The organism is Chryseobacterium sp. MYb328 (assembly GCF_037572595.1).
GTDB classification, from domain to species: domain Bacteria; phylum Bacteroidota; class Bacteroidia; order Flavobacteriales; family Weeksellaceae; genus Chryseobacterium; species Chryseobacterium pennae.
On the sequence record NZ_JBBGZQ010000016.1, the window covers coordinates 78,433 to 101,087 of the forward strand.

Sequence of the window (22,655 nt, forward strand, 5' to 3'; positions counted from 1 at the left end):
TTTTCTAATATAACTATCTTATAACGATTCTAATAAAAAAGGAAAGAGGATTCAATGTCCTCTTTTTAAGTAGTATAACTTAAAATTAATCTAAAATGGAAAATACAGAAAACGAAAACATTGAAAAATTTAAACGACATGGATTTTTTACAATGCCTGAAAATAAGGTAGTCGATAAACGCTTATTTTAAATTAATTAACATAATAAATTTAATCTCTAATGTTTGATTTAATGTCCTTTAAAAAAGTAAGATGCTGGGAGAAACATGAAGATGGATTTAGACACATATTAAGAGCTCAGGAACTCGCTGATTGGATGCATCTGCATCCTGAAATATTTGGAAATCGACTAAAGCTTGAAAGAAAAAAATATCCCAAAATGGACCACAAATCTTTCAAAAATGGGAAGGGGATCATTTTTATTAAAGATGGATGGTCTGAAGGTACAGATCACATAGATGTTTGGAATGGAATGTCTTTAAAAGGTGGAGATGCTTTCGATTATTTAGGGAGAGGTACAGAAATTTGGTTTTGGGCTTTAATTTAACTACTATGAAAAATATTTGTTTTATAATAACATTATCATTAATATCTTTTTCCTGTAAAAAAAATCAAGAAAAAGAATACACTCAATCAAATACTAAAAAAAATACAATAATAGTAACTGATACAACTAATATTGACGGAGTATTATTGGAATTAATAAATGACAATGGAAAAGCAAAATTAAAGATTAATACTAAAGAATATAAATTATCCGGTGATATAAAAATCAACCCTCCATGCTATTTTTTAAGATGGGAAAAGAATAAAGTTGAAAACTTCTCTTATCCGGATGTAGGAGTAAAGCATACTTTAGTTATTCTTGGAAACATGGCAACAAAAGATGATAGAAAAACATTTGGAGCAGAAAGTAGTGATAATATATGTGGAACAGGTATGCAGGGTGTTTTATTTAAAAAAGACAGTATCATTGTTACAAATAAGATTTTAACACACTCATTTGTATGTGCTGATATTGGTACTGATGAATAAGATTTTAGTGGATTTGCTCATGATTAAAATTACCATATCGGAAATATTCTCTTCAGTTTTATATAAATAGTCTGATAATTAAAAATAGTCTCCCAATGGAAGACTATATGCAATATATATATTGAAGATAAAGAATCAACTGTATTTATTCAAAATGATAGCCTTTATCAGTTAGCCTTTTTTTCTCTTCATTAGAAAAAACTTCATTATACTCATCAATGTAAATTTCTACATTATTTAAGTTTAGATCATTGACAACATAATCGTTAATTTTATTGGTCAATTCTTCAACAGTATTAAAGAAAACATTTTGCCTTAGTATTGTTATTTTCGTCCTTTATACCTACTGTAATAAGATTTCTATTTCAGAAGCTTATAATACAATATTAGAGGAAGTCAAAAAATTGAAAAAGTAATTAGTGTAAAATTGTATGTAGGTGGCATATTTTTTATAGGTATAACATTTTATTCCCAAGTGAATGTATACATATATTTTATCCCATTGGAATGCGAATACTTGGCTGAGAGAGGATAGTTATCTTTATCATAAGTAAATTCTACCGTAAATCCGGTTTTAGACCCGTTAAAGATATTATCATCCAATACAGATTGCGAATTATGCTCATGCTGATATACAAAAGGATCTAAAACTTTATCCCAGGCAACCGCGTTATCTTTTACCGTGGTAGTGACATTGGTTTTTTCTCCTGTTGCATTATAAACATTCGTTATGTTGCTTCCGCGGCTATCGGTGTATGTAATTTCACTTTTTCCAATTAGATTTCCAGTTCCGTTATAATATTGTGAACCTGTTAAATTATGGGAAGGTTTGGAAGCATCATTAGTATAATGTACCACCTGCATTAAGATATCCTGTCCTGTTGATGGGTTTCTGGTGTAGCTTGATCGCTCAGTAACAAGCCTGCCGCTATAGGTAAATGTATAATAATTAAATAGTACATTCTGTGAATTATAGACGCTTCTTTTCGTTTCCAGACCATTTGTGTATTCTACTCTTGTAGTATTGGCTAAAGTTCCATTGTTGTAGTTTGTGATTTCGGAAATACTACCAGCATTGTTATAGGAAAATTGATAATAGGGCTTACCATCTTGTTTTACTTCAATAATTTTTTTTGATTTAGTAGTAGGTTCATCCGTGTCAGAACTACAGGATGAGAATAGATAAAAAGGGATGGCCAGCAGTAATATTTTTTTCATGGATATAATTTTTTGCAAAGAAAATACTTTTTATTCAATTTACCCTTGCTCGTGAATTATATAATTGATAAAAGGCAGCAGGGTATACCAGTATAAAAAAATACCTTATTTTTATCAGATCAGGAAAATGATTATTCTTGATTGCAGAGACTGAATCAATTATTCTGAAAACTTATGCGTTTAAACTTATTATTTTTCTGTTTACTTTTCTCAACATTCTGCAGCAGCCAGGATAAAAAAGTAACTATGTCAACCGGACAGAGACTGGAATATTTATCAGAGAAGGTTATTAAGTTTAAAAATGAGCCGCTCTACCAAATAGATATCCAGTCGTTTTTTAATTTTAAAATCATAATTAACGGCTGTCCTGTTTATTCAAATTACGATAAAACTCCGGTGACGGCAAGGATAAATATTAATCCGTCTATTCTAAAGGCAGGAAAACAGAAAATTGAAATAGAGCTTTATCCAGGATATGATAAGGATGGAATTCAGAAGCACTCCCTTGAAAATGGAGAGAATTTTATTTTAAAAATTGAAAAAACAGGATGGAATAAAGATAAATCTCTGATAGAGCCTAAAGAGATATTAGTCTTTAAAAATAATGAACAGAGTGCTGATTTTTCTAAATTAGCGGAGTATAAAACCAGTTTAAACTTTGAGGCTTCTGTTCCTTACATTCTTCAGGGCTGGGAAAATGGAGAAGATCTGTCCCAACTGGATCAGAAGGATCTGGAATTAAAAGTGGTCAATTTTTACAATACCATTGCTTCTGCTCTCAAAGAAAAAGATTATGATTACCTGAATACCCAATTTCTGAATGCAGACAGCGAATGGTATCAGGCAGAGTATTTCCCTAAGGATATTATGACTAAATTTCAAACTGTAAAAGGAAGAAAAGGCAAGTCTGTAACTTCAGGGACAGACGTTTCTTCGCAGAGTATTTATCCCATTGAAAATTATATAATGAAACTCTATGCTAATAATAAAATGGTGAGATTAGAGCCTAAAGAGGGAAGTCATAAGGGAGAATCTCTGCTTAGGTATACAATAACAGATAAAAATGGAATGAGCAGAACCTCTTTCATTGATATGCTGCTATACATTCCAAAAGGGGCTAAAGCCTTACAAATTATAAGATAAGAATTATGAAAAAATATATTTTATTAGGTTTGATATTATCTTTGCTGGCTAAAGCTGAGAAAAAGACTGAACCTGTGGTATCCCACCAAAATATTTCTGTAACCTCACAGGAAATCAGATATTCTGATAACGAACCTCATTATGGGGCCTATATCTCTACCAGTAACTGTTCTTTTGAAATCTTAATTAATGATATTCCCGTTATAAAGCATAATGACACTTCCGGCAGTAGTCTGTCAGGGTCTTATTTTCCGCTGAATGAATGGATTACTAAAAAAGGAAATCAAAAAATCATCATTAAAATGACACCGGGATTTAATCAGGATAAAAATATTTTAAATACGGAGCTTTCTCCTAATTCAGAAATTCAGGTGAAGATTGTAAAATCACTAAAGAATAAGAGTGGGAACTCTGAAGAGGACGAAGTGAGAAAATATTCAACATCTAAAAAGAAACGCATCAATAGCAATACATTTGAAGACGCATTCACCTTTTTTGCGGATATTCCTTACCATATAGAAACTCTGGAAAATGCAGAGGTCCTACTGACTACTGATAAAGATAAATTACAGGCTATTGAACAGGAGGCAGTTGCTAAATACAATAAGGTAAGAGATATCTATATGAAGGGTTCGTGGAGTACGCTGGCTAATATTTATTATAATAGAGAAAAAAGAGTGGCTAAACAGCTGTTCTTATTGCCGGATGAAATAAAGAACAGGTGGAATGAGTATGTATTCAGAACAAATACTGATATTACATTTTTTGATATAAAGCCGATTGAGGATTATAAAATGACTTTTTATGGCGATGGCAAAATCGTATGCCTACAGAAAATTAATAATGAAAAATCAGCGCTTTGGGGAGGTTTTAAAAGAAAAGGTAAGGATAATGTAACAACTACTTACATTACCCTTTATCTCTATCGTCCAAAGGGAACTAAAGAACTGGAAGTATATTAAAATTGGATAAATATATACAACCGGTACAGTCACCTAAAATTTTATAAAGAATCGGCGAGGGCCAATCCTGTGATGGTATCCAGCCATTCTTTTCTGTCTTTTTCTGTTAATTCATACAGTGGACCTATAAAATGGTTATTAATGGATGAAACTCCACAGTATTCTAAAATCCCCTTCTTTAGCTGGATAAGTCCACTTGACTGGTATTCATTCTCATAAACCTGGAGGGACAAATCACCCGCTGTGGTAATAATTCTTGCTGATCTTGCATTGAGTAATCCTTCGCTGTTCCCTTTTTTATCACTTTTAAAAGTAATTCCCGGAAGAAATGCCCTGTCAAAGAAGCCTTTCATTATGGCAGGCATCCCCAGCCACCAAACAGGATGTATCCATACCTGATGGTCACTCCACTGAATATCTTCCAGCGCTTTTACAAGATCAGGCTCCAGTTCCATTCTCTGTTGATACCCGAATTGAAGGTTAGGATTAAAATTAAGCTTTCCAATGGCAATATACCGTACCTCAGCACCGGAAGCTACAGCAGAGTGGATATAGGACTCTGCAATAACAGAGTTAAAGCTGTCCTGAGCCGGATGGCCGTTAATAACAACAATTTTTTTCATAATTTCTGAATTAAAATAAGTTTAAATAATTTGACTTGCTGTAGGTAAAAATCTTCAGAGATGTTACAAGGGAAGAAATCAAAAGCATGTACAGCACCTTTAATTTCCAATAGATGCACTGAAGCTCCTGCGTGCTGTAATTTTTGAGCATATTCCTTTCCTTCATCTTTTAGCGGATCCAATTCGCATACAATAATGGTAGCATCCGGAAGATTGTCAAATTTCTTCTCCTGCAGCGGAACAGAATATTGAGGCGGTTCAATCATCTGATGCTGAAGATAATGTTTCCACATCCAGTAAGCAGCTTTTTTAGTCTGCATAGGAGCATTGGCTAATTCATTCATTGATGTGGTTTTCAGGAGATGGTCCGTAGGTGGATAGAGCAGATATTGATGCTGAATATTTACTTTTTCCTTATCTCTTGCATACTGTGTTACTGAAGCTGCAATGGTTGCTCCGGCACTGCTTCCGCCTATTATGATCCTGTTTTTATTTCCACCAATACGGTCAGCAGATTCAGACAGCCATAGTAAAGCATCATAACCATCTTCCATAGCAGCAGGGAAGGGATGTTCCGGGGCTAACCGGTAACCTGCAGAGACAATAACCGCATCAATATCCACTGCCAGCCGATAGAATATAAAATCATACTGTTCCGGCATTCCATATATAAAAGCACCACCATGGAAATAGAGCAGTATCGGTAAGTTCTGTTTTCCCTTTGGCCTGTAAACTCTCAACCTGATGTCTCTTTGACGTTCAGAAGAGGGAATATAGATGTTCTCTACAGAAAGAGATAGAGGAACAGGCAATGGTTCTTCCACTGTCATGATCTTCATTTCTTCTTCCCGTATCTTTACCGGATGATTGGCCAGTAAATAGTCATAATCAATTTTGCTAAATGGGCTGTCAATAATGGCTTTTAAAAGCTCAGGATCTATTTTTTTCTGCATTACAGTTCTATTTTGTGTCGCAAAAATAGACTGATAAAATGGGCAAAAATAGGTATATTTAATGCTTATTTAGGTATCTTTGTACTATGGCAAGAGAAAATATACACCAATCCCTTGAGGTTTTTTATGAAAAGATAGATCAATGCCCGTTAAAGGACAGGCAATTCAATTTTTTTGAACTGGTGTATGTCATTTCCGGTATTGGGAATCATATCGTCAACGAGAATAAAATTGCTTTTTCTACGGGAGACCTGTTTTTAATTACCCCCAATGACTGTCATGGATTTGATCTGAATGGAATCTGTGAATTTATGGTGATCCGTTTTGGGGAAAGCTATATCAAAGAATATCAGTGGAAAAGCATCGATCACATTGAATGTCTTTTGTATTACGCTTCTCATTTGTCAGGCTCGGTACTCGTGAATAATGAGGATAAAAAAATGATGGGTCTGCTCATACAGAATTTGCAGCAGGCTGTAGAACATGAGTCAATATACAACGAAGATCTTACCCGCCATCTTGTGAATGCTATCATTGTAATCGCAGCAAGAAATATAGCTATTGTTAAACCACAGAATATCTCATCCAATGCAGATGTCCGCCTTCTTCAGATGCTGGATTATATTCAGGAAAATATATGTGAGCCAAAACGATTAAAAGTAGAGGCTATTGCCAATGAGTTCGGATTATCTCCAACCTATCTTGGAAGCTATTTCCGTAGACAGTGTAATGAATCTATCCAACAATATATTTCTTCTTATAAAATTCGCCTGATAGAACATCGGTTACGTTTCAGTGATAAAAGAGTTCATGAGATTGCTGATGAGTTTGGCTTTGCTGATGAAAGCCATATCAATAAGTTTTTCAAAAGGCATAAAGGGAAAAGCCTTAAAGCATATCGGTTAGAGCCTGTTTAGGTTAAAGAGCATTAAATACTTCCATAATTGCCTCAATAAGCCCTTTTTCTACCTTTGATTCTGATGAGGTATCCTGTACCATAGCCCGCATATTGCCTTCATCGTCGCGTTCAAAAACAATTTCGTTACCATCCACATCTACATAGAATTTATAACCATAAGTGAATGTTGCCAGTTTTACATTAAATAGCTGCTCTTTGCCTTTATAGGTTACGGGTAATTCAAATTCTTCCATTAGGGGTTCTGTACATTTTAATTGTAGACAAAGTTCGGAAATCTTGGGGTAATTTTACCATACTTATACGTGATTCTTGAATTTGTATTGATAAACAATTCATTCTAAGTTATATTTCATGATACATGGGTTTCCTATTGGAGTTGAAAGCTATCATTAACCATTTTTTTAAACAGGCGTATTGCCCGGTTAGGATTTATTAGTTTTTTTTAATAACTTCGTGTCAAAGATGATTTCCAGAATCAACATATTATTTTTCTTCTTCTTTTTTGGCCCCCAAGGGCCGAGATAATTCTATATATCCGTTGCGTACGGATATTCAAAACAAAATCAGACTTTTATATATTTTTTAAACCATACCTCTGCAACATTATTTTTGCAGATACTATACCATTATTTTCGATATGAATAATATATCAAAAACAATCAATGAAAAACGCGGAAGAAAACTGCATAACGATTCAAAACATCCTATTACTCAGTTAAAACAAAAAATACAGCATTTCTTCAAAGACTTTACCATATTCGACGACTTAAATGAAGTAGTAAGTATCCGTGACAATTTTGATGACCTGCTGATTCCTTTGGACCATCCAGCCAGATCTACTAATGACACTTATTATACTGATGACAATAATGTATTGAGAACTCAGACATCAGCACATCAGAATGCATTGCTGCGTGCCGGTAACAGACAATTTATTGTAACCGGAGATGTCTATCGAAAGGATACCATAGATAAGACTCATTATCCGGTCTTTCACCAAATGGAAGGCGTCAAAATTATGCCCAAAGGTGCAGATGCATTAGCGGATCTAAGGCTTACATTGGAAAAACTGATTCAGTATCTGTATCCCGGAAAGGAATATAGGTTTCTGGATGATCATTTCCCGTTCACAGAACCATCACTGCAAATAGAAGTATACCAAAATGATGAGTGGATGGAGGTTCTTGGAGCAGGAGTCATTCACTCCAAAATTCTTCAGAATTGTAACATAGATGGAACTGGCTGGGCATTTGGTCTGGGACTTGATCGCTTGCTGCTTTCTTATTGTAATATTCCGGATATCCGATATCTTTGGACCCATGACCCTCGTTTTCTTTCCCAGTTTACAAATGGCTTGGTGGAATTCCGGGAATATTCAAAATATCCTCCTGTCTATAAAGACATATCATTCTGGGTTAATGAATATAAGGAAAACTTTGAGGGAATCTGGTCAGACTATAATAACTTCTGCGAGATTGCAAGAGAAGAAGGAGATGACCTGATTGAAGATGTCCGTTTACAGGATAAATTTACCAAAGACAACATGACATCCCTGTCTTACAGAATTACATACCGCTCAAATGAACGAACCCTGAACAATGAGGAGATCAATACCATTCAGAATCGGATAAGAACTTCTTTGTCTGCTCATTTTGACATTGTCTTAAGATAATGCTTTATATCGTTTCTCAGGTAATAAGTTTGAGAGCTTCTTTTTCATAGCATTATGAACACCCAATCATACATCTGATTGGGTGTTGCTATATTTAGATATTGGGTTGTATGGAGCCTGAGATTTAGAAAGGCATTATTTTTTTATTCCAAAGTAATCATTTTCGATACTGTGTTAAGGTAACACCTGTTAGTTTTTTGAAATAACGAGCCATATAAGAGGTATCTTTAAAATCGAGGCGGTCTGCAATTTCTTTGATTGCCAGATCTGTCGTTTTCAAAAGTGCCTTTATCTCCAGGATTACTTGTCTGTCAATTAATCCTTTTGGAGAATCGTTGAAGAAGTTTTTGGTTATTTGGGATAAGTAGAATGGAGTTATATTTAATTGATCAGCATAAAAAGCTACATTACGTTTTTCAGTACCATATTTACCTACTAACTCCCAAAATTTCCAGCATAATACTTCTTTTTGGCTATAGGGATGCATTTTTTTTATTTCTGCCACCGGCATTTCTTCTGCTATTCTAAGAAAAAGGTTTTGTAGGTGGTTGCGCAATATTATATGCCCGTGGGTAGTACATGTTTTCTTAATATATTGAAGCTGTGTTATCCACATTTTCAGCATATCAGCTTCTAATTCCGGAGTTTTGCACAGTGGATACTGATGCAGAAATAGGAAAAGCTCATTGGGTAAATGATATGCCACTTCTTCGGCCATAGCTTTATCAATGAGACAATAAAAGGATCTGAAATCATTTGATATTCGTTTTACGATACTTACATCATCTTCTGATAAAACCAATATATCATTTGGCTTTAATAGATAGTTTTTAAAATTTACATTCAGCAAAGCACTGCCTTCAATACAGATAATCAGGTTGGTGTAAGTAAGTTGCAGAGGATAACCAAAACCTTTGCTTAGATTGGTTTCTCCAATGATGATAAGACCTTTTCCCTGGGTAATATTTTGTGAATAACGAAGCATTAGTAAGTTTTAATTAGTACCTTAAATCTATCATTTTTTTCTTTATATCCTTCTTATTTGTTTTCAAAAGTACCTATTATGCGCAAATTTAGTCAATGTACTTTTGTGAAGTCCCTTTTATCTTTGCGTTGTAATAATTTAAAAAGATAATGTTATGATTTTAGAAACAGAAAGATTGTTTTTACGTCCATTCAGGGAAGCAGATGCTGCAGATTTATATCATTATGCTAAAGATGAAAGAGTAGGACCAATAGCTGGTTGGCCACCCCATGCAAGTGTTGATCAAAGCAAAGAAATAATCAATACCATATTTGCACAAGATGGAGTATTTGCCATTACACTCAAAGAAGACGATACTGCCATTGGAATGATTAGCCTGATTATAGGAGAAAAAAGTAATTTCCCAATAACAGAAGCAGAAGCTGAGATTTCCTATTGGATTGGAGTACCATTTTGGGGAAAAGGGATAGTGCCGGAAGCAATTCGCGAGGTAGTACGTTTTGGTTTTGAAGATCTAAGATTGGTGAATATCTGGAGCGGATATTATGATGGTAATGTGAAATCTCAAACGGCACAAGAGAAATGTGGATTTAGACATCATCATATTGAAGAGACCAGCCAAAGTATATTTATAGATGAGGTTCGTAAGGAACATATAAGCCGTTTGACAAAGGATGAATGGACAATGGCAGCTTACGGAACGGTATCCTTCTAATGGAGTCGGATTCTTGTAGCTGCTTGACATTACAAAACTTATTTCTACGAGGAAGGATAATATGTTTTTTCTTGAATATGAAACTCCGTTTAAAATGAATATTGTGACAATATGAAAATAAAGAATTTTGAATTTAAAGCAAAAGTGGAAGAGCTTGAAAAATATCAGGATCAGATTCTTAAACTAAATCCTATTGACTTTGGGACAGAACATCAGATAGACACTTACTTTAATGCTCCAAAGGGAAGATTGAAATTACGTGAAATTAAAGGAAAAGAAAGTAAGCTGATCGATTATCACCGTGAAAATACTGAGGGAAGTAAAAAGTCTGATGTTCTTCTCTATAAACACAGTATGAATGATACTTTAAAACAGATCCTTTCCAATCAAATGGGAGTAAAAGTAATTGTTGATAAAAAAAGAAAAATATACGGAATAGATAATGTAAAGTTTCATTTTGACACAGTTGAAGATCTTGGAACCTTTATTGAGGTAGAAGCAATAGATGAAACAGAAAAGTTCAACTTAGAGGAATTGAAAAAGCAATGTGATTTCTATTATGATTATTTTAATATTCATCTATACCAGGTAGAAAAGTTGTCCTATAGCGATTTACTTATTGATAAATTAGAAAAAAGTCGGAACGCTTAAAAGTAGTATTGGTCATCTCTAATGTTTTGGATATAATTGATTAGATATGGAATGGGTTCAAAGCAGTGAGACTTATACAGAAGGATAACTGTTTGATGTTTAGTTTGTTGATCACATACTTTAAAATGCTTTAACTCTTGTATTGAATTTTATCCTCTTATTGAATAAAGAATATTAATACACTAAATTGTTTTTATTTCAAGTTAATTTGGTTTATTAATGTTCTTTATTTTGTTTTAAATAGTATATTTGTATTCATTTTGATTAACGAATATTTATATTTTTAAAAGAGAGGTCATGAATAGAGTGAATGTTTTTTGGTTCAGGAGAGACCTTAGGCTGGATGATAATATAGGGCTTCATCATGCCCTTAATGCCGGGAAAAATGTTGTTCCCATTTTTATTTTTGATACAGATATACTGAATCAGCTTCAGGATAAAAAAGACAGAAGGGTAGATTATATTCACCAGGCTTTACAACGTATTCATAGCAGATTGAAAAAGCATAACAGTGGACTTCATGTTTATCATGGAGATCCAATAGACATTTTTAAAAAAATAGCAGAAGATTTTACTGTTGATACTGTATTTAGTAACAGGGACTATGAGCCACAAGCCATACAGCGTGATCGACAGGTGGCTGAACTATTGTCAAAATATCATATTCAATTTAGGAACTTTAAAGATCAGGTCATATTTGAAAAAAATAACATCCTTAAAAATGACCTTTCTCCATATACTGTTTTCACTCCTTACTCAAAGAAATGGAAAGACAATTTGGGAAATGTAGAATCCGTTACAACAAATTGGGAGTTCTTTGCAGATTATGACGGAGCTTCAGGTGTTATTTCATTAAAAGAAATTGGATTTGAAAAAACGGATATAGAGTTTGTAGAGCCTAAATTGGAGAAGGATATCATAGATACTTATGGAGATTACAGAGACTTCCCTGCAATGGATCGTACTAGTCATCTCGGGATTGCGCTTCGCTTTGGAACAATTTCCATCAGGAAATGTGTACAATATGCTGTTAAACATAATGAAGTATGGCTTAATGAACTCATCTGGAGAGAGTTTTTTATGCAGATTCTGTATCATTATCCAAGTGTTGTACACCATTGTTTTAAAAAGAAATATGAGAATATTTCCTGGAGAAATGATGAAAAAGAATTTAAGGCATGGTGTGAAGGTAAAACAGGATATCCAATTGTGGATGCTGGCATGAGAGAACTCAATGAAACCGGGTTTATGCACAATAGGGTAAGAATGATTACAGCCAGTTTTCTTACTAAACATCTTCTCATTGACTGGCGGTGGGGAGAAACCTATTTTGCAGAAAAACTCTTAGACTATGATCTGGCAGCTAATAACGGGAACTGGCAGTGGGCTGCAGGATGTGGATGTGATGCAGCACCTTATTTCAGGATATTCAATCCCTATGAACAGACTAAAAAGTTTGATAAAGATACTCAGTATATCAGGAAGTGGCTTCCTGAAGATTATAACGAAAACCCCATTGTAGAGCATACAAAAGCCAGAGAACGGGCATTGAAAGTTTATAAAGAGGCATTGGCAGAATAACAAACAAAATAAAAAAAATTGGCTAACAAAGGAATTTTATTAATCAATCTTGGTTCTCCAAGATCAACCGCGGTAGAAGATGTAAAAGAATATCTGGATGAATTCCTGATGGATGAGAAGGTAATTGATTATCGGTGGATTTTCCGGGCACTTTTGGTTCAGGGAATTATTTTAAAAACCAGACCTGCAAAATCAGCGGAAGCTTATAAAACGGTATGGACAGACGAAGGGTCTCCTCTCATTGTCATAACGAAAAAGATACAGCAAAAGCTGCAAAAACTTGTTGATATACCGGTTGAGATCGGAATGAGATACGCGGAACCAAGCATTGAAACAGGCATCAGGAATCTTGTTGAAAAAGGAATTACAGAAATTGTATTGTTTCCTCTTTATCCACAATACGCAATGAGTACTACAGAAACGGTTATTGAAAAAGCGGAAGAAATCAGAAAGAAAAAATTTCCTCATGTCAGGATCAATTATATCCAGCCTTTTTATAACCGGGATCTCTATACGGATTGTCTTGCAGAAAGTATCCGTGAGAAACTTCCGGAAAAATTTGATGCTTTGCTGTTCTCTTATCATGGAGTTCCTGAGCGGCATATTTACAAAACAGATAAGACAAAGACATGTAATATGAATGACTGTTGTTATAAAGATACCCATCCCAGTCATTCATTTTGTTACCGTCACCAGTGTTTTAATACTACTGAGCGGGTGATCAGAAAACTTGGATTACCAAAAGATAAAGTCATTGTTTCTTTTCAGTCCAGATTAGGAAAAGATAAGTGGATAGAACCTTATACAGATCATACATTAGAAACAATACCCGGTAAAGGAATTAAAAATCTTGCCATTGTTTGTCCGGCATTTGTCTCAGACTGTCTTGAGACGCTGGAAGAGATTTCCGTTGAAGGAAAAGAATCATTCCTGGAATCAGGTGGTGAAAAATTCACCTATATTTCCTGCCTGAATGATGAAGACCGTTGGATTGAAGTTATCCGGACTCTGTGTGAAGAGCAGCTTAATCAATTCTATTTAGTATAGTTTTGAGTATATATTGGCATTATTCTTTAAGAAATTAGGTATTTTTGTAGACGATTTGAAACGAATGAATTATACGCTTATTAAAGACTTCATAGACCTGCTGCAGGATTTTGAAACGGAAGCCCGTACTTGTCCTGATGTGTACCCGGGAACCATTCAGGGGTTTAAAGCATGGATTTCTGATAAGGAGAATGCCAGGGAAGTAGCTCATTCTGAAGAACCTTATTGGGAGGGTAAGGAGAATGGGAGAACTCCGGAAAGCGCAATAAATACATTGCTTGTTCATCTTAACCGGTATGCGAAAACCTACTCAAAGTCTGCCATTTCAGATTCTGAATTTTCTACTCAGGAAGACTTTATTTATTTAATTAATCTGAAAGCTTTTGGAGAGATGAGCAAGATGGCTCTGATCAAGAAAAATATTCAGGATAAACCGGTAGGTATGCTTATCATAGCAAGGCTGTTACGTCAGGGACTTATTGAGCAGATGGATTCTGATACAGACAAACGCAGTAAATTAATCCGTATTTCAGAAAGGGGACTGATGATTCTGGAAAAGCAAATGGATAAGATCCGCCAAGCTACTAATATTGTTGCAGGAAATCTTAATCATAGCGAAAAGATGGAACTTATACGTATTCTTAATAAACTGGATCAATTTCATTATCCCATTTTTTCACGGAATATCAATTCTGAACAGCTTATAACCACAGTGTATGATGAGTATTCATTTAAAGATAAGTAGCATAAATTTCTCGCTGAATTTATCTTAAAAAAGAACTGTATTAAAAGACTTAATTAATCTACTAAATAAATCGCTAACTGTATTCAGTTGGCGATATTTTTTTGAAAATAAATGAACAATGAAGAGAGGATGTTTATTTGATCGGTGAGAAATAGCTATAAGAGATTTATGTTTATTTTGTATTAATTATTGATTATATGTAAAAAAACGGTATCATAAATTAGGTATTAGGCTTAATTTATATTGTTTTGAACCTATTATTTTTATCCCATAATATTAATCCATAAAAATAAACTAATAACTAGGGGAAATTTTGTATCATCTAGAAACTTAGGTAATGGATATCTAACCCAGGCCCTCAGCGACCTGATATTCAGGACATCATGAATCACGCTTGTTTCTTGGCAGAAGGTCAATGGAAAGAAGCAGTAGAAAATAATTCTTATGACTATACTCTCTCCGTTCCGGAACCCATGGAGCTTATATATTGCTAAAGAGAGAAAACTATAAAACTACACCATAGAAAATAGGGAAGCCGAAAACTGTTCAGAGATGGTGAACCATGGATTATGACCTAACGCCAGAAAACCAATTCAGATACTAATGTTCCTTTATTGCCGAAAGTATCTATTGTTTTCTATTTCAATTAATATCAGTTGCTAGAGAGGTTTTTTCGCAAATAGGTATTTGTACGTAATTATAAATTAGGTATTTACACTCTATTTAATGCTTTTTTTTGTACATATCTTTAAGGTATATAATTGTTGATGAAATTATTTTGTTTGTAACCCAATATACTGGTCTAAATTACTTGATCACAAGGAAAAAAATGTAAACTTTTTGTTTGGGTTCTATTTGTTTTAAGTCGTTCTGCATTTAAACGTGTTTTAATTGCAATCAGTCAAAATGATAGCTATGGAAAAAGTATCGATCTCTGGTACTTCTCTGCCCGGTGGAGGAGGAGCAATAAAAGGAATAGGTGAAACATTTCAGCCCAATTCATTTTCAGGAACCGCAGCCTATACAATCCCGGTTCCCATAACGGCTGGCCGCGGGTTAGCACCGTCCCTTTCGTTGGCCTACAATTCCGGATCGGGTAACAGTATCTTTGGTGTAGGATGGAATGTCGAAATCCCTGAATTTACAATCCGAACCGAAAAGGGAATCCCCAAATATGACGGAACCGATATTTTTCTCTATTCCGGAAAAGAACTGGTACCTAGAGAAAATGCGACCCGCACTGAAACCGATCAACAAGGTGATATATGGAGTATTTGTATTTATTTTCCACGTGTGGAAGATGATTATTCCCGTATCGAATATCATAAAAACCAAACCACTGGAGAGAGCTTCTGGCGTACATTTGCAACCAATAATACGGTATCGGAATATGGATCCGTTCCTGAGGCGCGTGTTGCCGATCCCGATGATGCGGCCCGGATTTTTAGTTGGCAAATCGTTTCGATAACCGATCCCAAAGGAAATAAAGTTCAGTTTCGATACCAACGGGAAAACGATCAGGAAACCGGAATTTTAAACCGAGGCGCCTTTACACGAAATTATATTGACCGTATTTTTTACGGCAATTATTACAATACTTCAAAAGAAGAAAAATTTGCCTTCGAAGTTATTTTTGACTACGGATCGCATGAACTGGATAATTTAACAACAACTGCGGCCAACCCCTATGCTGAGGTACGTCCGTGGGCATGCCGACCGGATCCGTTTTCTTCGTTTAGAAGTGGTTTCGAATTGCGCACTTATCGCAGGTGCCAAAATATACTGTTGTTTCATCATTTTGAAAATGAAAACAACGGAAATCCTTTTCTGGTAAACCGTTTGCAACTTGCCTATTATGATACAACGGATTATAGTAAGGTACCGGATCAGACCGCAGTGATTTCCTGCCTGAAAAAGGTAACCATTACCGGATGCAGAATTCAAAGTGACAGCAGTTACGAATTATTAGCAAAACCGGATCTGGAGCTTACTTTTTCTGTATTTGATGTGGCACCAACTGCAACGTTTAGTACATTAACTGTTGCTGATAATGGGACTATTCCCGGAAAACTTGATACAGGCGATTTCCTTCCGGTTGATTTAAATGGCGCCGGTTTACCCGGCATTTTATATACCCGCGATAGAGGATCGTTTTATTACAATCCGAAAGGAAGTGGCCATTATTCAGAACCGGAACTCGTACCGGATTTTGCAGTAGGTGATTCGGGGGTCATTACCGATTTACAGGGGAATGGAATTAAAGACCTGATGGTAAGCAGTCCACCCGGATATTATACCAATACCGGACAGGGCTGGGAACCGTTCCAACCTTTTGAACAATATCCAAGCGCATTGGCCGGAACGGAATCGGTGGATTTGAGTGGGAATGGTAAATCGGATTTTTTAGTGGCTTCAGACGATTATCTGACGGTTTATCCCGGATTGGGAAACTTTGGATATGGCGAACCGCAACAAGTACCAACACCGGAAGGGTTCCCGTTACAAAGTCAGAATTCCGGAAAAACATCGGTCACTTTTGCCGATTTGTTTGGTGATGGATTACAGCATCGGGTTGCCGTGGCAAACGGAACGGTTTATTGTTGGCCTAACTTAGGATACGGTCGGTTTGGGCAACGTATCCAATTAATAAATGCGCCATATTTTGAAGCCGGTTTTGATGCTTCCCGATTCTATTTTGCCGATCTGAATGGAACCGGTACTATGGATATTGTATATGCATTAGGGAATACGGTTCAGCTATTTCTCAATAAAAGCGGAAATAGTTTTTCGGAGGCCATTACTATTACTTTACCGGAATCGTTCGATCCGTTAGATAGCATTCATTTTGTTGATATACTGGGAACAGGAACGAGTTGCCTGGTTTTTTCGAAACTAACCGATACGCCAAGGCATTATTACCTGAATTTTTCGGGAGTCGATCCGCAGGATATCGCTATGGTAACATTAAAACCATATTTGCTTACCGAAACCAATAACAATACCGGTAGCCGAATGGCTTTGCATTATTCCAGTTCGGTGCGCTTTTATCTGGAAGACGAACAAGCCGGAAAACCCTGGAAAACCCGTTTGTTTTTTCCGGTTCAGGTTATCGACCGCATTACGCAGACGGATACTGTTTCGCAATCTTGCTACGTTCAGGAGTTTGGTTATCATGACGGATATTATGATCCTGTGGAAAGAAGTTTCCGCGGATTTGGTTTTGTAGAATCATGGGATACACAAACCTACGAAGCGTTTACCGCGACCGTTCAGAACCAAGAGTTCCCAGTAAACGAGATCAATAAAGAATTGTTTGTCCCTCCGGTATACACCAAAAAATGGTTTAATACAGGAGTGTTTGAAAGTTATGACGCATTACAGGAGCAATACCGGGCAGATTTCTTTAAGGGCGATGCTAATGCCTACTATTTTCCGGACAATGTGTTTGCTACCGATATTTATACTGCCAATGGCAAAACGTTTCGGGAAGCTTTTGTAGCCTTAAACGGAAGCCGTATCCGGACGGAAGTTTACGGATTAGATGATCAACCCGAATCGAGTGTGCCTTATGCGGTAGAACAAGCTAATTATGCGGTGGCTTTGATTCAGGCGGCATCCGATGAAGAGCATGCTATTTTCCGCGTCGATCCACGGGAACATATTGCTTATCATTACGAACGCAACGCAAACGATCCGCGGGTAGAACAACAATTTACACTTGAAGTAGATCCTCAAAGTGGTACAGTAAAACGCGCATGTGTCATTTATCTGCCGCGTCGTACACCATTAACTAACAGCGTTTCGTTATATCCAGAACAGCAACAACTCTTGGCGACTTTTACAACGACTGATGTGATCAGTGCTGACGAAAACGAAATGTATTGGATGGGAATCGTAGGCCAGGAGCAGGCGTTTCAATTGTCGGGCTTTGCCCTGGAAACGGGTAAGGAATACATGGATTTCGATTACTGTAATCACCTCATAGAAGAGGCACTACAAAATATCATTCCTTATGGAGTATCACCCGGAGAAACAGTTGCAGCCTTGCAGCTTTCCTGGACCCGAAATTATTTCTGGAATGAAACACAAGATAATTTTTTACCATTACTCACAATTGCCTCACGGGGATTACAGGCGTATACTGCCACAGCACAATTTACCCAAAATTATATCGATTTAGCCTATAAGGGGAAATTAACGAATGATGTTGTTACCAATGCCGGATTTATTTTCGATAAAGAAACGGGCTATTGGTGGAACAACGGAACGGTACAAACTTATTTTAAAGCCGATACACCGGAGTTGTTTTTCTTGCCTAATGAAGTGATCAACCCTTTTGTTGCAGCCGATTCAGAATTGTCGGTTTGCGGGAAGATCGGCTACGATGCACCGTATAACATTCAGGTGGTGGAATTAATAGAATATATTGATCCCGATAACGACATCAAAAACACACAGCTACTCACACTAGATTATCATACCTGTACACCCAAACAGTTGGTGGATATTAATGGTAATGTGTCGCAGGTACTTTACGACCCGTTAGGACAGGTGCGTGTTTCATCTCTATTCGGAATTAAAAATGGTGATTTGGAAGGCAGCATGCTCCTGTATCCGTACGGCGGTTTTCCGGCAGCATATCAAACACGAACAACAGCACCGGATGGAGCACCGATCACAATACAATCGGTTTTAGACCAACAGGACTACTATATGCAAGGCGCCTTGACTTACTTTTTCTACGACGAGTACAACTGGACCGATCGTAAACAACCGTTGGCGGCTATATCTTTATCGGCAACCAATTTTATTCATAAAGGTGCTGAAAATTCAGAATGTCGCATCCGGATTGAATTTTCAGATGGTTTTGGCCGGATTATCGAACAAAAAGAATTAGTGGATCCGGGATTGGCTTATGTCGACAATAAACTGGTTGAGGTCGAAGAACGCTGGAATACGTCCGGCCGAACCGTATACAATAATAAAGGACTAGTAGCACAACAATACCTGCCTTTTTTTAGTGAAACTTCCGATTACGAAAATCAGCAGACATTGATTGATGAAGGGAATATGCCTCCTCCTTCGGTAATGCATTATGACTCTCTCGGTCGGTTAATTCGTACCGACGATCCGAAAGGTTTTTTTTCACAGATCACTTTTACCGCCTGGGAACAGAAAACATACGATGCAAACGATACGGTATTGGATTCGGATTATTATAAAACGTTTATGGCTAATTATCCGGCCAATCCGACTCAGGAACAACAGGACGAAAAAAATGCTTTAGATAAGGCGGCCAAATGTTATAATACACCCACAACTGAGGTTTTCGACAATACCGGAACGCAGTTTTTGCTTCAGACAAATAATCTGGGAAAAGTTACTGCTGCTACATTCGACACCATTGCCACCGGGTCCGGCAGTACAAGTGCCGAGATTTTACAGGCTTTGGTTACTGCCGGTTATATTACTGCCGAAGGATGGCTTACCGCAATTTTTACACCCTATCAACTCGGATTTGAATTGCAGTTGGCTCCGAAATTCAATGGTATAAAAGAACAGATTACCCTTATCTTGTTGCAAGGTGTATTAACATCTTACTCGGAAACCGATATACAAAGCCGGGTGCTAATACAAATAGATCCACGCTTGTATTACACGAATGCGACTACGGGTACAGATTATATTAATCAGCGCAACACCTATCAGATGAACGAAACAAGTGCGCTGATCACCGAAAGTGCAGATGCCGGAATGGAGTTTCATTTTAACAATATCATGGGGTTGTTATGTTGGTCGTGGACACCAAGAATGTATAACCAACGCATTACTTATGATCGTTTACAACGTCAGAAAACTCTACGGGTTAAGCGATATGTTGATGGCGACCCGATTGTTCCGGTCGATCAATATCCTTTAGTAGAGGTGTGTACTTATGGCGAAGAAATTCAGGATGCCGCCTCGTTAAACCTCCGCGGAAAATTGTACGAACAAAAAGATTTATCGGGAATTTTAACGTTTAACAGATATGCACTTACCGGACAATCAATTTCGAAAAGCCGCCGGATGACTACCGTTTATAAAGATGCTATCGATTGGAACGATCCGGCAAAGGTTCCTTTAGATCCCAAGACTTTATCACTCGAACAAATCTATAATGCTGTAGGCGATTTACTAACCGAAACAACAACCGATGGTACTGTAACACAACGCGGCTATTCGAAATCGGGCTTACTGGAAACGATCGATCTGAAATTACCGGACGGAAAGTCAAAACCGGTTATCCAACGAATTGAATATAACGCCTCAAACCAACGAAACCGGATTGTTTTTGCCAACAATTCATCAACGGTTTGTACTTACGAAGCGACTACACAGCGATTGATCACCCTTAAAAATACCCGATTGGTAACTATGGGCGAAAATCCGCTGTTGCAAAACATAACCTATGTATACGATCCTGTGGGTAATATTACAAGATTACGGGATTTAAGTAGGGATACTATTTTTTATAACAATCAGAAGGTGGTGCCGCTATCGGATTATACCTACGATATTTTATACCGTTTGTTGGCGGCAAACGGCTATCAGCATCCCGGAATATTAGCCAACACCTATCAGAATAACGTGGTGAACAACGACTTTAAACAAAGTAAATTTTCGGTTGCACCTTCTGATTATGATAAACTGGAAAACTATAGTGAAATCTATACCTACGATAATTCCGGAAACCTAACTCAGTTAAAACATATTGCCAAATCAGCCTCCTGGACCCGCGATTTACCGGTTGAGGTGAATTCCAATCATTTAACCGGTATTACGTACGACGACTCCGGGAATTTGCGTCAGATTATGATCAATAAACCCGTGGCGCTGGATTATAACTGTTGCGAAAATCTGGTGCGCGCCGCTATTATTACCCGCCCGGAAGAAGAAGATGATGCCGATTATTATGTATACGACAGTGCAGAACAACGTACCCGAAAAGTGAGCGAAAGAATGGCAAACGGCGGTACTGTAAACATGATAGAAAGTACGGTATACTTTGGTAACTATGCCTTAAAACAACAGCAAACGGTTACCAATAATACAACGACCACCACCCTGGAACGCGAAACCTTACGCATTATGGATGGCGAAACCTGTTTATTGATTATGCATTACTGGAAGCTCGACGACAATAAGAAGGAGAAACAAACCGGCGACCGCTCATTCCGATGGCAGCTTTGTACCAAACTGGATTCCGTAGCGGTTGAAGTCGACGATCAGGCGCTGCTTATTAGTTACGAAGAATATTTCCCATATGGCGGAACGTCTATTATTGCAGGTCCGAATCAGCAGGAAGTGAGTCTTAAAAATTACCGTTATTCAGGAAAAGAACGGGACGATACTACCGGATTATATTACTATGGGCACCGCTACTATGTTCCCTGGCTGATGCGCTGGAATAAACCCGATCCGGCCGGTGGCGTCGATGGTCTCAATTTATATGCTTTTTGTATCGGTAATCCGGTTAGCATGAAAGATGCTGACGGACTAAGTGCAAGTGGTAAGGGAGGAGCCGCAAAAAAAACAAAGAAAAAAAAGGCTTCTGCATTAAGCGACAGCCCGGGAACCGATGCAGATGATGAATCGGATGGTGCAACGTCACCTAAAAAAGCCAGATTACTGAATGTCACCAAAAAGATTCGTAAAGAAGAAAGTCAAGGGGTGAAAGAGAAAATAACTTCCCAGCATGGTAGCAAAATGAAATTAGCCAAACGTGTCCATCAGTCCAATTTATTTACCGGAGTAACCAAGGAGATTGTCGCTCCCAATAAAGGGATGAGCCCCGAACGATTGCTGGTTCGCCATTTATCCACGGCTCTTTTAGCTCAGAACGAGGAGTTTACCGAAGTGCAGGCAGCAATCAATCATACTGAAAAAACGATTTATGTAGCCAGCAACAAAAAGCAAAATGAACTCAGTAAATTATTGTCAGACACCCTTAAAAATTTTACCGTTCCGGATAAAAAAAACTACTCAGGACGTGTAGCCCGACATCTGGGTAAACTGGAAACCGAGATCAACGGAGCGTATCAAGATTATAAACTGGAATTTGTTAAAGGGCATGAAGAACAACATGCCGAAACCAAAATTGTGGAAGCCGGAAAACAATTCAATTATATCGGTGGTACACGTCGACCTTGTCTGGCTTGTAGTCTGTTTTTCCAGATTCATAGTATTGCTACCACATCCTATGGTCAGCACCCAGGTGCTTATTGGGATTCTGTAGCGGCACTTCTTTCGTTGAGCCCTTATCAGGAACACCTGAGTATGACGACCTATGCAGGAATATATTATAAAAATTTCGGGTTATCTGACAGTCAGGTACACGATTACGATACCGATAGTGAATAATGATAT

The 22,655-nt window shown here is 37.1% G+C and carries 17 protein-coding genes; 12 read left to right on the top strand and 5 right to left on the bottom strand.

Features of this window, described 5'->3' with window-relative positions; translation table 11 throughout:
* The first annotated feature begins 220 nt into the window (after positions 1–220).
* A complete protein-coding gene (locus WH267_RS15965; RefSeq protein WP_340009641.1) occupies positions 221–547 on the top strand; it encodes a T6SS effector amidase Tae4 family protein in 327 nt (108 codons plus the stop codon).
* 5 nt (positions 548–552) lie between these two features.
* Entirely contained in the window at positions 553–1,035 is a 483-nt protein-coding gene (locus WH267_RS15970; protein ID WP_340009642.1) for a hypothetical protein, read from the top strand.
* 465 nt (positions 1,036–1,500) lie between these two features.
* On the opposite strand, the gene WH267_RS15975 is transcribed toward WH267_RS15970, so the two are convergent.
* Positions 1,501–2,253, bottom strand: a complete 753-nt coding sequence (locus WH267_RS15975; protein ID WP_340009644.1) for a hypothetical protein — start codon at positions 2,251–2,253, stop codon at positions 1,501–1,503.
* Between the two features lie 246 nt (positions 2,254–2,499).
* On the opposite strand from WH267_RS15975, the gene WH267_RS15980 reads away from it, so the two are divergent.
* Positions 2,500–3,396: a hypothetical protein gene (locus WH267_RS15980; protein WP_340009646.1), complete on the top strand. Its 897-nt coding sequence runs from the start codon at positions 2,500–2,502 to the stop codon at positions 3,394–3,396.
* A gap of 5 nt (positions 3,397–3,401) precedes the next feature.
* Positions 3,402–4,358 carry a hypothetical protein gene (locus WH267_RS15985; protein ID WP_340009648.1) on the top strand — a complete coding sequence of 319 codons (957 nt, stop codon included), beginning with the start codon at positions 3,402–3,404 and terminating at the stop codon, positions 4,356–4,358.
* A 41-nt stretch (positions 4,359–4,399) separates the two neighbouring features.
* On the opposite strand, the gene WH267_RS15990 is transcribed toward WH267_RS15985, so the two are convergent.
* Both WH267_RS15990 and WH267_RS15995 read right to left on the bottom strand, forming a co-directional pair.
* Positions 4,400–4,981, bottom strand: coding sequence for an NAD(P)H-dependent oxidoreductase (locus WH267_RS15990; RefSeq protein WP_340009650.1), 582 nt, complete (start codon positions 4,979–4,981; stop codon positions 4,400–4,402).
* A complete protein-coding gene (locus WH267_RS15995) occupies positions 4,978–5,934 on the bottom strand; it encodes an alpha/beta hydrolase (protein ID WP_340009652.1) in 957 nt (318 codons plus the stop codon). The genes WH267_RS15990 and WH267_RS15995 overlap by 4 nt, the downstream gene beginning before the upstream one ends.
* Positions 5,935–6,020: 86 nt before the next feature.
* On the opposite strand from WH267_RS15995, the gene WH267_RS16000 reads away from it, so the two are divergent.
* On the top strand, positions 6,021–6,851 hold the full coding sequence (locus tag WH267_RS16000) for an AraC family transcriptional regulator (protein WP_340009654.1): 831 nt from the start codon (positions 6,021–6,023) through the stop codon (positions 6,849–6,851).
* A gap of 1 nt (position 6,852) precedes the next feature.
* Here the strand turns inward: WH267_RS16000 and WH267_RS16005 are convergent, their stop codons facing one another.
* Positions 6,853–7,086 (bottom strand): hypothetical protein, encoded by a 234-nt coding sequence (locus WH267_RS16005; RefSeq protein WP_340009656.1) that lies wholly within the window; start codon positions 7,084–7,086, stop codon positions 6,853–6,855.
* Between the two features lie 404 nt (positions 7,087–7,490).
* Between WH267_RS16005 and srmL the strand changes: the two genes are divergently transcribed.
* A complete protein-coding gene (gene srmL / locus WH267_RS16010; protein ID WP_340009658.1) occupies positions 7,491–8,525 on the top strand; it encodes a PheS-related mystery ligase SrmL in 1,035 nt (344 codons plus the stop codon).
* Positions 8,526–8,682: 157 nt separating this feature from the next.
* Here srmL and WH267_RS16015 read toward each other — a convergent pair whose 3' ends face one another.
* Positions 8,683–9,510 (bottom strand): helix-turn-helix domain-containing protein, encoded by an 828-nt coding sequence (locus tag WH267_RS16015; RefSeq protein WP_340009660.1) that lies wholly within the window; start codon positions 9,508–9,510, stop codon positions 8,683–8,685.
* A 154-nt stretch (positions 9,511–9,664) separates the two neighbouring features.
* Here WH267_RS16015 and WH267_RS16020 point away from each other — a divergent pair, with 154 nt between their 5' ends.
* The 6 genes from WH267_RS16020 (at position 9,665) to WH267_RS16045 (ending at position 22,649) form a co-directional block, all read left to right on the top strand.
* Positions 9,665–10,225 carry a GNAT family N-acetyltransferase gene (locus WH267_RS16020; protein ID WP_115968861.1) on the top strand — a complete coding sequence of 187 codons (561 nt, stop codon included), beginning with the start codon at positions 9,665–9,667 and terminating at the stop codon, positions 10,223–10,225.
* A 111-nt stretch (positions 10,226–10,336) separates the two neighbouring features.
* Complete coding sequence (locus WH267_RS16025; protein WP_340009663.1) at positions 10,337–10,876, top strand: class IV adenylate cyclase; 540 nt, start codon at positions 10,337–10,339, stop codon at positions 10,874–10,876.
* A 297-nt stretch (positions 10,877–11,173) separates the two neighbouring features.
* On the top strand, positions 11,174–12,457 hold the full coding sequence (locus tag WH267_RS16030) for a cryptochrome/photolyase family protein (RefSeq protein ID WP_340009665.1): 1,284 nt from the start codon (positions 11,174–11,176) through the stop codon (positions 12,455–12,457).
* An 18-nt stretch (positions 12,458–12,475) separates the two neighbouring features.
* Complete coding sequence (gene hemH / locus WH267_RS16035) at positions 12,476–13,504, top strand: ferrochelatase (protein WP_340009667.1); 1,029 nt, start codon at positions 12,476–12,478, stop codon at positions 13,502–13,504.
* 64 nt (positions 13,505–13,568) lie between these two features.
* Positions 13,569–14,249, top strand: coding sequence for a MarR family winged helix-turn-helix transcriptional regulator (locus WH267_RS16040; RefSeq protein WP_340009669.1), 681 nt, complete (start codon positions 13,569–13,571; stop codon positions 14,247–14,249).
* Positions 14,250–15,164: 915 nt separating this feature from the next.
* Positions 15,165–22,649: a SpvB/TcaC N-terminal domain-containing protein gene (locus WH267_RS16045; RefSeq protein ID WP_340009671.1), complete on the top strand. Its 7,485-nt coding sequence runs from the start codon at positions 15,165–15,167 to the stop codon at positions 22,647–22,649.
* Positions 22,650–22,655: the final 6 nt, after the last annotated feature.